The organism is Flavobacterium sp. CLA17, assembly GCF_013112255.2.
Taxonomy (GTDB): domain Bacteria; phylum Bacteroidota; class Bacteroidia; order Flavobacteriales; family Flavobacteriaceae; genus Flavobacterium; species Flavobacterium circumlabens.
Window position 1 is genome coordinate 5,378,342 of record NZ_CP068294.1, and the last position, 13,081, is coordinate 5,391,422.

13 protein-coding genes are annotated in these 13,081 nt (G+C 35.6%); 7 read left to right on the forward strand and 6 right to left on the reverse strand.

Annotated features, from left to right (window positions below; all coding sequences use genetic code 11):
• Positions 1 to 67: 67 nt before the first annotated feature.
• A complete protein-coding gene (locus tag HAV12_RS22200; protein WP_171571504.1) occupies positions 68 to 604 on the reverse strand; it encodes a hypothetical protein in 537 nt (178 codons plus the stop codon).
• A gap of 202 nt (positions 605 to 806) precedes the next feature.
• Here HAV12_RS22200 and HAV12_RS22205 point away from each other — a divergent pair, with 202 nt between their 5' ends.
• Positions 807 to 1,511, forward strand: coding sequence for a LytTR family DNA-binding domain-containing protein (locus HAV12_RS22205; RefSeq protein ID WP_171571505.1), 705 nt, complete (start codon positions 807 to 809; stop codon positions 1,509 to 1,511).
• On the forward strand, positions 1,512 to 3,593 hold the full coding sequence (locus HAV12_RS22210) for a HAMP domain-containing sensor histidine kinase (RefSeq protein ID WP_171571506.1): 2,082 nt from the start codon (positions 1,512 to 1,514) through the stop codon (positions 3,591 to 3,593).
• A gap of 247 nt (positions 3,594 to 3,840) precedes the next feature.
• Here HAV12_RS22210 and trxA read toward each other — a convergent pair whose 3' ends face one another.
• Positions 3,841 to 4,158, reverse strand: a complete 318-nt coding sequence (trxA, locus tag HAV12_RS22215; RefSeq protein WP_041516662.1) for a thioredoxin — start codon at positions 4,156 to 4,158, stop codon at positions 3,841 to 3,843.
• Between the two features lie 262 nt (positions 4,159 to 4,420).
• Between trxA and HAV12_RS22220 the strand changes: the two genes are divergently transcribed.
• Both HAV12_RS22220 and HAV12_RS22225 read left to right on the forward strand, forming a co-directional pair.
• Positions 4,421 to 6,883, forward strand: coding sequence for an AsmA-like C-terminal region-containing protein (locus tag HAV12_RS22220; RefSeq protein WP_171571507.1), 2,463 nt, complete (start codon positions 4,421 to 4,423; stop codon positions 6,881 to 6,883).
• Between the two features lie 351 nt (positions 6,884 to 7,234).
• Complete coding sequence (locus HAV12_RS22225) at positions 7,235 to 7,510, forward strand: helix-turn-helix domain-containing protein (RefSeq protein WP_240345210.1); 276 nt, start codon at positions 7,235 to 7,237, stop codon at positions 7,508 to 7,510.
• Positions 7,511 to 7,534: 24 nt separating this feature from the next.
• Here HAV12_RS22225 and HAV12_RS22230 read toward each other — a convergent pair whose 3' ends face one another.
• Together HAV12_RS22230 and HAV12_RS22235 are read right to left on the reverse strand one after the other, a co-directional pair.
• Complete coding sequence (locus tag HAV12_RS22230; RefSeq protein WP_171571509.1) at positions 7,535 to 9,499, reverse strand: DUF2075 domain-containing protein; 1,965 nt, start codon at positions 9,497 to 9,499, stop codon at positions 7,535 to 7,537.
• Entirely contained in the window at positions 9,492 to 9,698 is a 207-nt protein-coding gene (locus HAV12_RS22235) for a helix-turn-helix domain-containing protein (protein WP_089477728.1), read from the reverse strand. Before HAV12_RS22235 ends, HAV12_RS22230 begins: the two co-directional genes overlap by 8 nt.
• A gap of 87 nt (positions 9,699 to 9,785) precedes the next feature.
• On the opposite strand from HAV12_RS22235, the gene HAV12_RS22240 reads away from it, so the two are divergent.
• A complete protein-coding gene (locus HAV12_RS22240) occupies positions 9,786 to 10,046 on the forward strand; it encodes a hypothetical protein (RefSeq protein ID WP_205423341.1) in 261 nt (86 codons plus the stop codon).
• A 456-nt stretch (positions 10,047 to 10,502) separates the two neighbouring features.
• On the opposite strand, the gene HAV12_RS22245 is transcribed toward HAV12_RS22240, so the two are convergent.
• Positions 10,503 to 10,736: a hypothetical protein gene (locus tag HAV12_RS22245; protein ID WP_171571511.1), complete on the reverse strand. Its 234-nt coding sequence runs from the start codon at positions 10,734 to 10,736 to the stop codon at positions 10,503 to 10,505.
• 360 nt (positions 10,737 to 11,096) lie between these two features.
• On the opposite strand from HAV12_RS22245, the gene HAV12_RS22250 reads away from it, so the two are divergent.
• Positions 11,097 to 11,411: an HPF/RaiA family ribosome-associated protein gene (locus HAV12_RS22250; RefSeq protein ID WP_132032239.1), complete on the forward strand. Its 315-nt coding sequence runs from the start codon at positions 11,097 to 11,099 to the stop codon at positions 11,409 to 11,411.
• 89 nt (positions 11,412 to 11,500) lie between these two features.
• On the opposite strand, the gene HAV12_RS22255 is transcribed toward HAV12_RS22250, so the two are convergent.
• Positions 11,501 to 12,199 (reverse strand): hypothetical protein, encoded by a 699-nt coding sequence (locus HAV12_RS22255; RefSeq protein ID WP_171571512.1) that lies wholly within the window; start codon positions 12,197 to 12,199, stop codon positions 11,501 to 11,503.
• A gap of 390 nt (positions 12,200 to 12,589) precedes the next feature.
• Between HAV12_RS22255 and HAV12_RS22260 the strand changes: the two genes are divergently transcribed.
• Positions 12,590 to 13,081 (forward strand): nuclear transport factor 2 family protein, encoded by a 492-nt coding sequence (locus tag HAV12_RS22260; RefSeq protein ID WP_171571513.1) that lies wholly within the window; start codon positions 12,590 to 12,592, stop codon positions 13,079 to 13,081.

Consider the following 13,081-nt stretch of genomic DNA (forward strand, 5'->3'; position numbering starts at 1 on the left):
AATAATTTAATTTAACTGGTTTTATTTATTGGATTGTTTTATGCTGTATTAATCTGTTTCTCAAAAATTAAGGCTGAATATTAAAATGTGCGCAAACTTCTTCGTAATTCATTTTAGAATAATCCGGTTTTGCCGTTTTTGCGGTTGCAGCAGCAACACCTCCCGGAATCAGGATATAACGCCAGCTCAATGATGTTGGAAGATTGACAGTTCCTCCTGCGTCATGTCTAAATCGGAACAATTTGATTTTCTTTGCCGTTGAGATAGCTGTAATGGTGTTAGCAAATCCTCCTGCTGTTGAGGTATAAGGTAATGGATAGTTTCCTGCCCCAAAAGACATATAAACCAATATGGTTCCTTTTGCAAGAATATCTTCTGATAGTTGGGGTGCGTTGATACTCGTAGACATTCCCGAAGTACCGTCAATGGTTTCTGCAACTGCCGTTGGTGCTGTGATCCACGCACTGTAAATAACATTGGCTGTTCCGGTTGCCCCGTCTGCTCCCGGAAGTCCATCAACTCCGTCCGTTCCATCATCACTGCTGCAGGATAGGGTAGAAATAGCAACTATTAAAAGTGTAAAAATAGTTTTTAAAGTTTTCATAATAATTTTGGTTTAAATTTGGCTAAATGATTCTTATTTAATTCAATAACATTATTTTTGTAAAAGTCAAATGATCTAAAAGAACGTTTCTTTTTATCTGATGCCTTAATTACAAAGCAAATTTGCGGGATTAAAACAGGCGGAAAAACAGCTAATAGACAGACGACATTTTAAATAGACAGACGACATAAAATCGAATTAAATGAATAAAATATACACCTGCATTATTATTGACGACGACGAAATAGACAGACTTACGGTAGTATCGTTTGCCAAAAAGTTTCCGATTCTGGATATTTTAGGTGTTTTTGAATCGGCTGATGAAGCACTTCCGTTTATCGAAAAACAAAAAGTAGACATCTTATTTCTGGATATTGATATGCCGGGCTTAAACGGAATTGAGTTTAGAAAAAAAGCACTGGAAATTCCGGTTTGTATTTTTATAACCGCACATCCGGAACATGCTGTAGAAAGTTTTCAAATAGAAACGCTGGATTTTATCGTAAAACCATTAAAACTCGATCGCTTCGCGCAAACAGTAAGTCGTATCGAAGAGTTTATGGAAATTAAACTGAAAGCCTCTCTTTTTGAAGCCAGTATCGGCGGTGATACCATTTATATCAAAGAAGGCCACGAACAGACCAAAGTTAAACTGCACGAAATTTTATACCTCGAAGCGCTAAAAGATTATACCTTAATCATTACCGACAAAAAGAGACATTGTGTTTTATCGAGTATTGGCAATCTTTTAAAAGAAGATCATTTTCAGTCCTTCATCAGGATTCACAGAAGTTATGCCGTTCAGAAACAGTTTATCCATAAAATGAATTCGACGGAAATTATTTTAAACAATAACATTTCCATTCCTGTGGGAAGAAGTTATAAAGAAAATCTAAACCTCATTTAGATGAAAAAGGCCGGTTTTTTGTTGCTGTTTTTTATAACCCTTTCTGTTTTTGCACAACAAGAACCGAATTTGTCCCGATATAAAACCACAAACGAAAAACTAAAAGTCTGGCTAAAATATACCAATGTATTTTTAGATTCCGAAGATTATCCCAGACTGCTTATCGCCGCACAAAAAGGAATTGTACTTTCTAAAGATCATCCCGCGTACCAATCAAGGTTTTATTTCTTAAAAGGAAACGCTTACGAATTCAATAACAATCAGAACAAGCAAGCCTGCGTTAATTATGAACTTGCCTTAAAATTTGCACAAAAGGCCCGACATCTTAAAAACGAAACCTCAGCCTTGATGCGCCTCAGTTATGCGTATTACGCCCTTAATGAAACTTCAAAACGAAAACAATTAATCGCACACATCAAACAAGTGCTGGACACTACAAAAAGCAGCTATACCAAATCTGTTCTTTACGGAAGCCTGGGCGAATATTATCTGGACAATGCCCAATATGAAACCTTTATCAGTTATCAGCTCAAAGCGATTAATTACAAAAAACTGCTTAGAAAAACGGTGGCCAACGATGAGACCATCGGCGTTTCTTACAGTCAGATTGCAGCTGCCTACACCAAAATGAAACAATACAATAAAGCCCTTGAATATTTAAATTATGCCCAGCCCTATATAAAGACTTCTCCATATGTCAGTGCTTTTTCCTGCAACTATTACCTACAGTGTTTTGTTCCTTTAAAAAACCTCGATAGCATTCAAAAATATTACCGCCTAACATATACCTTCCCTTCTAAAAAAGATTCCCTATTTCTTAATTTAAGTTTTGCCAACCGAAGCGTATCTGAATATTATGCTAACGAAGGCAAAATCAATACCGCATTGGGTTATGCCAAGAAAGCCATTACACTGGCCCAAAAATCAAATGATGAAGATATAATCATGGAAGCAAACGCCATAATGGGAAGAGTTTTATATGAAAAAGGAGAATACAAAAAGGCCATCGAAACCTTAAAAAAAGCTTCGGAAAATGCGCTGACATACGATAAGGAATCGTTTGTAAATATCAATAAAAAACTATCTCAGAGTTATGCCGCACTGGGACTTTGGAAAGAAGCATTCCATTACAACGAAATCTACAGCAAATACAATGACGAGATGATGCAGGAATCGGCCAAACAAAGTATTGCCAATGCCGAAGCAAGCTACCAGAACAAAACCAAAAAGCAGGAAATAAAAAGCTTGTCAGCACAAAATACAATTAAAAACATTCAGATTGAAGAAACCAAAAAGCAGCTTTTATTTTTAATTTTCGGACTGGCATCAGTCGCCATTATCGGATTATTATTATTCAAACAAAGCCAGAACCGCAAGAAAACCAATCAGAAATTACAGCTTTTGAATCAGGAATTAGACGAAGCCAACAAAATAAAAGCCCGGTTTTTTAGTATCCTGAACCACGATTTACGAAGTCCGGTTTCGAATTTAATTCACTTCCTGCACCTTCAGAAAGAAAGTCCGGAACTCATTGATGAAGCAACTGCTTTACGAATGCAAACCAAAGTTATTAGCGGGGCCGAGAATTTATTATCGTCAATGGAAGATATCTTATTGTGGAGTAAAGGACAGATGGAAAACTTTAAACCTCATCTGCAGAAAACACCGATTTCGGTTTTATTTGATGAAACGCAAAGACATTTCTCGGGAATTGAAACCGTAGCAATTTCATTTGAAGATCCCGAAAACATCATTTTAGATACCGATGAAAATTACCTGAAAACCATTATCCGAAACCTGACCGGAAATGCCATAAAAGCACTGGACAAAACCCCGGACGGAAAAATAATCTGGAAAGCCCGGACAGAAAACCAACAAACCTGTCTTTCCATTACCGACAATGGTCCCGGCGGAACTCAGGAACAATTTAAAGCTTTATACGACGACTCCGAAGTTATCGGAATCAAATCCGGATTGGGATTACACTTAATTAGGGATTTGGCAACCGCCATTAATTGTAAAATCGAAGTAACTTCAAAACCCGATTCCGGCACTACTTTTACGATTAAATTCTTAGAATAAGGTTTGCCACGAATGGCACGAATTTCCGCGAATTAATTATTTTGATTTTGCTTTAAAATGTTGCCACAGATTAAAGGATTTTCACAGATTAGAAAAATCTTTTTAATCCTGTAATCTGTGGCAAAAAAAAAAAATAAATACATTTTAATTCGCGGAAATTCGTGCCATTCGTGGCAAAAAAAACCTTTAAATATAAAAAAGGCTTGACTTTCGTCAAACCTTTTTTATATAAATTATAATCTTACGATTACAACAAAGCGTCTAAACTATCTGCGTAGGTTTGTTTCGGAGCAACTCCTACTTGTTTACCTACTACTTCACCGTTATGAAAAACCAAAACGGTTGGTATGTTACGCACACCATATTTTGCAGCGAATTCCTGGTTAGCATCTACATCTACCTTCCCAACAACTACTTTACCTGCGTATTCTTCGCTAATCTGATCAATGATCGGACCAACCATTCTACAAGGACCGCACCATGCTGCCCAAAAATCTACCATTACTGGTTTATCTGATTTCAAAACTACTTCGTCAAAAGTAGCATCTGTTATTGCTAATGCCATAATAATTTTATTTAAAGTTTATCCCGTTAATTTCTTTTCGGGAGCATTTTTAATTAGTTCCTTAACTGAGTACAAATTTAGAAATTTTAAATCAATCAAACGCCATAACCAAATTAGTTTTCATTATAAACGTATTGTCATTAATTATATTAATACTAAAATTCCTATTTGTAAGTTTTGTCCTATAGTCACCTGAAAGGCATGTTTTTAGGAATTTCATACATTTTTACTGTATCTTTAGTAATCCTGAAAATCAGTTTATATGAAAGCACTTTTACTACACATAAAAAACTTTTTACAATCGGCAGGTTTTCGAAAATACGCCAGACGTTTTGGCTTTTTCGTTGCAGGATGCGTTGTACTGGTTCTTATTCTGGCCGGAAGTCTGTCTTTCTATTTCAACCGGAACAAGACTGAAATCATCGCTAAAATCAACACCAAAATAAACGAAAACATTAATGGCGAATTTCATGTTGGTGATTTTCAATATAAGTTTTTAGTTGGTTTTCCGAATTTTACCCTGGCCTTAAAAGACGTTGAACTCAAGGACAAACAATGGAAAACACACCAACACACTCTTTTAAAAGCCCGGGAAATCGAAGCCCGTCTCAACATCTGGAGTTTACTGCAAAACGAAATCAACATTCATAAAATCCTCATTAACGACGCCGATATTTACGTTTATAAAGCCGAAAACGGATATTCGAACGCTAATATCTTTAAACCGAAAAAGAAAAAAGCACCCGAAGAGAAATCCGATACCGAAACCACCATTGATCAGGTTGACCTCAACGATGTACACTTTATTCTGGACAATCGACTGGGGCATAAATTATTTGATTTTGATGTTGCCAGCCTAAAAACCGAAGTAGATTACGACGGAAGCGACTGGCAAACCGATGTGTTTCTGGATACTCAGATCAAAAGCCTGGCTTTTAATACCAAACATGGCAGTTTTGCCAAGGAGAAAAACCTAAAAGGAACTTTTAATGTTTCGTATTCCTCCGAAAAAGAAAAAATAGATGTCGTAACCCGAAATTTAAAAATCGGAAAGGACGCTTTTGACATCACCGCGTTTTTTAATTTAGCTCAGGGCAATGCCTTGTTCGGAATCAATATCGGAACTACAATCTTATGGCAAAATGCTTCGAATGTCTTATCTGCCAACATCAGCTCGAAGCTAAACCGGTTCAATTTGGGCAAACCGATTGATGTAAATTGCGACATCAGAGGTGATTTTAATGCCGAAGGCGATCCGAAGATTGTCGTTCAGGCGATTATAAAAGACAACGAACTGAGTATTCCCGACGGACAAATTAAAAACTGTAATTTCAAAGGTATTTTTACCAATAATTTCAAACCAAAGGAGGGTTTCAACGACGCCAATTCGGCTATTATTCTGACCCGATTTGTGGGGGATTATGAAAATATTCCGCTTGCGATTCCGCAATTGTCGATTAACAATCTCGAAAAACCTGTCGCCACCGGAAACGTAAGTTCTGATTTTGAAGTGGAAAGACTCAACGAAATCAGCAACGACAAATGGATTCAGTTTACATCCGGTCATGCCAAAGCCAACCTCAAATTTCAGTTTGACATTGTCGATCTGTACATTACAAAACCACGTTTTATAGGCAAAATAGACGTCGACAACGCCTCTTTCCATTATATTCCAAAAGATATTCAGGCTGTTAATACCAACATCCATCTCGATTTTACAGAGAAAGCCCTGCTGATTAAACAGATTGCTTACAAACACAAAAAAAGCGCCGTTTTCATAGAAGGAAAAATAGACAATTTCCTGAACCTCTATTATGATGCTCCCGAAAGAATGGTTGTCAACTGGAAAATCTATTGCCCGAATATCGATCTCAAGCAATTTTTGGGTGTTCTGGCTACTTCCCAGAAAAAGAAAACCGCCGCGAAAACCACCAAACGAACCACAATTTCCAATCATTTAAGAACCGTAATCGATAAATGTCTGGTCGTAATCGACATCAAAGCCGACAAAATCAATTACAATAAACTGACGGCGACGAATACCACCGCAACCATCCAGATGGTCGATTCGAAATTGGTGATCAAAAACGGTTCGCTGCAAACGTCCGGCGGAAGTATCACCTTTAACAGCGAAGTACAGCCCAGCGGAAAAAACTTTGCTTTTAGTTCCAACGCACAGGTAAACCGGGTTGATATTGCGAGTTTTTTACGCTCGTTCAACAACTTCGGCGTTACGTCTTTTAATCCCAACAATATCAAGGGAAAACTCAGCAGTCAGGCCAATGTAACGGGTCTCATCAACAGCAATGGCGGACTGATTACCAATTCTATGCACGGCAATCTGACGTTCAACGTCAAACAGGGCGCTTTGCTGGAATTCGAACCTATTGTAAAAATCGGAAAGTTTGCTTTTCCGTTTCGCGATGTCAGGAATATAACGTTTAGCGATTTATCGGGCAATCTTAAATTACGCGGAGAGCAAGTCGATGTCAATGATTTCACCATTAGTTCCAGCGTCCTAAACCTCGATGCCGAAGGTATTTATTCCTTTGGCCGTGGCACCAATCTCGCCCTCACCATCCCACTCCGAAACTCCAAAAACGACATCAATCTCGCCACCCAGGCCGAACGTGATGCGGTTCGCGAGCGCGGTCTTGTCCTGCATTTAACTGCGGTTGATGATGAAGGGAAAATGAAAATTAAATGGGGGAAGAAGGGGAAGTAAATTTATTTATAACACACTTTCCACCCAATCTTGTCATTCCGAAGAATGAGGAATCACACCAGAAACTCGACAAAGATTTGTCACTCTGAGCGAAGTCGAAGAGTTTTCCAGCTTGGAATTTGGATTTTAAAAATTGGATTATGTAGAAGCTATTCCCTGCTCTCCACTATATCTTTTGTGGATGCCGATAGCTATCGGGGCCGCTCCAAAAGGATGCCTTATTCATCAGGGTTAGGCTTTTGTTTTCATAAAAAGTTTAGAGATATTAATTACACTGATCTAAAATAATCAGCATTTTTTTAGGGGAAAAATTTAAACCCACAATAAAATCACTTTGAAAACTATTATTTAATGATGTTAATTGTACAAAACTTATTTGCAAGAATAAAGCTATATTTGCAAACTATGAATATCAAAGAAAAATTCGGTTTTAAAGTCAAAGAACTTAGAGAACAAAAAGAATACTCAATCGAATATTTAGCTAATATTTCTAATGTTGACAGAACTTATATCTCTGATATAGAAAAGGGAAAAAGAAATGTATCAATAGAAATTATAGAAAAAATACTTACCTCGCTTGATACTGATTTTAGAGACTTTTTTAACGACAAAAACTTTAAGAGATAAAGGAGAAATTTAAATCTCTTCAATTCATAATGATCTAAAAAACTCAAAAGTTCCATCATACATAAATTCTGGTCTTGTAATATCTTCATTATTTCCGTAAGGAATATAAATAACCATTCCTTGTCTCGCTCTTGTTAATAAAACGCGATAAGAGTTAATCAAATAACTTGTAATTTCAGAACTATTAATATTTTGCCATTTAGTCCCTTTAAATTTTCTATAGTTCCATTGATTATTGTCATAGAATAAATCTCCATCCCAAGCAACACAAGTCCAATCTAATTCTAATCCTTGAATATCAAATTCTGTAGCAACTTCTTCCAAAAAATAAGATGAACGAATATCATTATTATCATTTAAAAACCAAATTGGAGCATCAATTTTTGCTTTTACATTTAATCCAAAAGGCCTTAAACGAATTCCTCCTGATGAAGCTACAATTCCAATTCTTTCTGATCCTTTTGCTGAATTTTTTAACCAATTTCTAGCTTTATCTAAATCACGAGTTATCTTAATTGGATAATTTTTTCTAATAAATTGATCATATATTATTTTAGCACTTTCAATATCATTATCGATTACCTCTTGAATAAAACTGGATAATTGAGCACTTCTAAATGATCGCAATGAAATAGACAAATGAAGTTCATCTTTCTTTATTGCTTTTTTATCATCCAAAATCATTAGTGCTTTTTTGTCTTTGATATAATTTTCATCTTCCACGATTTTAGAAGAATAATAAATATCCCAATCTTTAAACTTATTTGAAAATGGTATAATCCATTCTTCTAAACCAGCCTCTCCTGTATTTATTTCTTGTCCCCCTCCAATCAAACAAACAATTGTACACCAATCTTTATGTCTATCCATGACTTCAATAAGAAATTCAGGTTCCGATTTATCAAAATCCGATATTCCTTTATTTCTTTTCATAAAATTTGAAGCTTGTTCTTTCGTCCATGCTCTTTGGGCTTCATCAAAAATTGTTACCTTTTCAATTGGGGCCTTTTCATCTTTTATTGAGGCATCTCTAAAATGATGAATATTTTGAATAAAAGATTTTACATGAGATGTTGCTGAAGATTTTGCAATAATTTCATTTTCATTTTTAGCTGTTTTAACTTTATCTCTTGCCAAAGCTTCTCGCAAAACATCAACCAACGGACCATTACCTGAAAGAAAAACAGCATGTTCTTCTTGTTCATAATTTGAACGTAAGTTGGCAATATTTAATCCCGCTAATGTTTTTCCTGCACCAGGAACTCCAGTTATAAAGCAAATTGATTTTCTACCCTTACTTTTAGAATGATCTATTATATTAGAAATACATTCTGAAGTCACAGATAAATTTTCTGCGCCTGAATCACTTCTTGAAATTTCAGAAACATTATGTTTTTTATATAAGGCTGTAGCCGCTTCTATAATTGTTGGTGTTGGCTTATATATTGAATTTTCCCAATTTTCAATATTTATAATTGGTGAATTTTTAAATTTCGATAAGGTTTCAGATAGTACTTCGGCTAAGTTATTTTCATTCGCTACAATTGTTTCATATAAATTATCAAGAGACTTTTTGTAAATATTACTAACATTACTTGCTTTGTCAGCAATTAAAATTGGTATAATTATTTTATTATGACTTCCTTCATGAAAATTATTCAAATCTAATCCATAATCAAAAGCTTGGTCTTTTGCATATTTATCATACTCTTTTGAACCAATCTTGAATTCTAAAACAAAGATGCAATTATCAATAATTAAAATATTATCAACTCTTTTACCCATTCTCGGAATTGTAAATTCAAAATAAACCCTTCCACTAAAACTTAAAATTGTCTGTTTTAAAATTTTAATTTGACTTTGCCATGCATTAGATTGCTGAATAGTCAATTTGTTTAAGTCATATCCTGTAGAAATTTTCCCAAAAATACTATCTCCACCTTCGATACAGAAATCATAAATGGAATTGGCGTAATAAGCCCTATTCATCAAATAAGTCTTTTACTTTAACTTCTAAAGCATTCGCTAATCGCTCCACAACTTCAATAGAAACATTTCTTTCTCCCTTCTCTATTGTTGGTAAATAGGTTCTGTCGATCTCTGCTAGATTGGCAAGCTTTTCTTGAGATAATCCTTTGAGTTTTCTAAGCTCCTTAATTTTGAGTCCGAATTTTTGCTTAATATCCATGTTAACAAAAGTTGCGAAATGCAGACTTTAAAACAACGGAGTATAGTCGGGTTTTTTTATCTTTGAAATAAAAATCTTATGTTAACCTTGAATGAAAAAATTCAGCATTTGGAAAATTATTTATCGCAATCAAATGAAAATTATGCAGATAGTTTTAAAGAAGATATCGTTATGTTCATAGATGATTTTACAGATCAAAATCAACTTTTGTCTTTTTTAAATAACATTGATTCTTTAGAAGAAATTGAAAATTGGGTTGGTAATTTATGCTCCAGAATTATTTTAAAGTTTGATTCTGAAGGAGAAGATATCAACGATTTTATATATGATTATATACAATTTGGTTAATTTAAAAAACATGATAGAACATTCAATCTTAGAAATCTCAACTGTACTTAATCCTCCTATAAAAGTTATAGACGTTATTTACAATTGCCCTGTTTGTGATTACGAAATTGAAATAGATATGTTTGTAGATGATAATAGTTTTCTCAAATGTGATGGATGCGATCACATAATTAAACTAAAAATTAAAAGAATCTGAATTTCTTTTTATGAAACGAAAGACAAAACAATTAGAAACTTCCTGTTGTATTTTTGTTTTTTGATTTCATTTCTACAACAAATTTGTTGTAAATATTCTGTTGTACTTTTTTTCTCCAACAAAACTTTTACAACAAAACCGTTGAAAATATTTTGTTGTAGTTTTTTTTACAACAGAATATTTACAACAGAATTTTTTTCAAAATAAACCGGCTTTAAACAAAAAAAGCCACTGCTAACAGTGGCTTTTCCAATTTTTAATCAGTCAACATCCAGATAAGGATTTAGGATTTCGGCTAATTCGTTCATCCAATAAAAGCAAACTTCGAGACTTCTTTTATCTGAGTGCAGTGGTTCGTGATCGCGCATGGCGCCGAGAGCAAGCAGATAATTGACGTGTCTGATGGTTTTGGCCATACTCTCCGGATCAATTGATTGGGTGAAGAAATCATTTAACCTCAATTCGGTTTCTTTTGAAAAGGTGTTGGTACTCATAATTTAACGGTTAGGAATATGAAGCCCGCATAGCTTAGGTGTCCTACGCCGTTAAAAGCGTTGCGGTTGTTTCCAATACCGCCACCATACCACACGGGCAAAAGTTTAATCAAGTTCATTTTTTAACGTTTAGGACTGCGAAGATACACAAAAGTTGGGAACTACCGCGAATCAACACAAAAAAATACAAGATAAATTCTTACAATTTATATTTTCCTATTGGTGTGGAGTTTGTGATGTGATTTCTCCTTCGTCGAAATGACAAAATGGGGTAAATATTTTCATAATGTTTTATTAACTCACTTGGCTTTTCAATCTAATTAAGATAGCTTTGAGAAACAATCATTAAATATAAACCCTATGAAGATTCAAATTAATACAGACAAAAACATTGAAGGACACGAAAGATTAGCTACTTACTTTTCTGAAGAACTGGAAAAAGGCTTAACTCGTTTTGAAGAAAAAATTACCCGCGTGGAAGTACATTTCGGAGATGAAAACGGAGAGAAATTCAGCTTAAACGATAAAAAATGTGTGATTGAAGTTCGTGTAGCCAATTTACAACCCTTAACTGTAACAGACCACTCCGATACACTTGAAAAAGCGTTCATCGGTGCGCTGGCCAAAGCAAAAAAATCACTTACTACGACTTTCGAAAAAATGAAAGAGTATTAATTTATATAGTTTACCACTCTACCAATAGCAGTATTGCTAATGCGTAGCAACAAAAAACCGAATACGATTTGTATTCGGTTTTTTTGTGTTTATGATTTTGGTAACGGCTGACCAACCGCAATATCGCAACGATGTCCGGGTTGTCCGTGTGCCGGATTCATCCCTTCTGCTACCTTATTGCCTGTTTCTGTACTCAGCAATGCCGGAACTGTACTATTTGCCGGCGGTGGTGTTACGGTGATTTTTTCAGAAAACGTTCCGCCTTGCGAAGGAGCCGAAGCTGTAGTCGTAGTGGTTGTACTCGCTTTCGGAGAATTCAGTGGTGCCCCAACAGGAATATCACATCTATGTCCCGGTTGCCCGTGTGATGGATTCATTCCTTTGGCTACTTTTACCGGTGCTGCCGTCGTAGTCGTAGTTACCACCTGCTTGCCCGGATTGACCTGCATGGTTTGTGCGGTCTGAGTCGTGGTGGTCTGAGTCGTGGTGGTCTGCGTTTGTGTTTGTGTCGGAGCCGAATTTAGTGGCGCACCAACCGCAATATCACATCGATGTCCGGGTTGTCCGTGTGCCGGATTTATTCCTCCTGTGGCGTTCATAACGGTATTCGGGTTTGTAACTGGCGCAGGTGCGGCAGCGGCTGTATTGACTTTGGTGGTATCTTTTATCAATCCTAATTTTACCAATTCAGAGGTTGGGGTGTTTTCCTGTGGTTCCAGTTCCTTCTTGCAGGATACTAAAACCAAAGAAGAAAGGACTAAGGAGCTTATAATGATTTTCGAATTCATAACTGTATTATTTAAGAGCTCTCAAATATACTAAATAAACCCTATAAGGGATATAAGTTCATTTAAGTTTTGAATTGTTTAAACCCAAGGAGCGCTAAGATTAACATTGTAACTGAACAAACCATGTAAGGAATGTAAGTTCATTTAAGCTTTGAATTGTTTAAATGCAAGGAGCGCTAAGTTTTATGCAAAGCTCGCTAAGATTAAAAAAACTTTGCGCCTTTGCGTGATTAAAAGAATGCGCAAAACGTTGAAAAATTGCACGCAAAGTCGCGAAGTCGCAAAGAAAAAAAATAAAACTTTGCTTCCGATAGCTATCGGGATTGCGCTTTTACATTGCGAACTTTGCGGTTAAATATTTACTAACTTTAAAACCAAAACAAACCTATTATGAAAAAATTAATTCTACTAGTATTATTCCTTTCGACTTTTGCCCATGCTCAGAAAACGGAAAAAGAAAAAATAAACAACCTGCTGAATGACTGGCACAAAGCAGCTGCCGATGTCAAGTTTGAGGCTTATTTTAATGCTTTCGCCGATGATGCTATTTATATCGGAACCGATGCCACAGAAAACTGGACCAAACCGGATTTTAAAACCTGGGCGAAGCCTTTTTTCGACAAAGGAACTACCTGGAATTTTACGGCTTTAGAACGCCATATCTTTTTTGATAAAACAGGGAAAATAGCATGGTTTGATGAATTGCTCAATACACAAATGAAAATCTGTCGCGGATCGGGTGTTTTGGTGAAAATTGGTAAAGAATGGAAAATTCAACATTATGTTTTATCGATGACCGTTCCGAACGAAGAAGCTGATGCAGTGACCAAAATAAAAGCACCCATTGAAGATGCCCTTATTGCAAAGCTTCAGAAAAAATAA

Coding starts and splice junctions, on each gene's coding strand:
- HAV12_RS22200 (WP_171571504.1), bottom strand. CDS start 604: ATGAAAACTTTAAAAACTATTTTTACACTTTTAATAGTTGCTATTTCT.
- HAV12_RS22205 (WP_171571505.1), top strand. CDS start 807: ATGAATAAAATATACACCTGCATTATTATTGACGACGACGAAATAGAC.
- HAV12_RS22210 (WP_171571506.1), top strand. CDS start 1,512: ATGAAAAAGGCCGGTTTTTTGTTGCTGTTTTTTATAACCCTTTCTGTT.
- trxA (WP_041516662.1), bottom strand. CDS start 4,158: ATGGCATTAGCAATAACAGATGCTACTTTTGACGAAGTAGTTTTGAAA.
- HAV12_RS22220 (WP_171571507.1), top strand. CDS start 4,421: ATGAAAGCACTTTTACTACACATAAAAAACTTTTTACAATCGGCAGGT.
- HAV12_RS22225 (WP_240345210.1), top strand. CDS start 7,235: ATGATGTTAATTGTACAAAACTTATTTGCAAGAATAAAGCTATATTTG.
- HAV12_RS22230 (WP_171571509.1), bottom strand. CDS start 9,499: ATGAATAGGGCTTATTACGCCAATTCCATTTATGATTTCTGTATCGAA.
- HAV12_RS22235 (WP_089477728.1), bottom strand. CDS start 9,698: ATGGATATTAAGCAAAAATTCGGACTCAAAATTAAGGAGCTTAGAAAA.
- HAV12_RS22245 (WP_171571511.1), bottom strand. CDS start 10,736: ATGAGTACCAACACCTTTTCAAAAGAAACCGAATTGAGGTTAAATGAT.
- HAV12_RS22250 (WP_132032239.1), top strand. CDS start 11,097: ATGAAGATTCAAATTAATACAGACAAAAACATTGAAGGACACGAAAGA.
- HAV12_RS22255 (WP_171571512.1), bottom strand. CDS start 12,199: ATGAATTCGAAAATCATTATAAGCTCCTTAGTCCTTTCTTCTTTGGTT.
- HAV12_RS22260 (WP_171571513.1), top strand. CDS start 12,590: ATGAAAAAATTAATTCTACTAGTATTATTCCTTTCGACTTTTGCCCAT.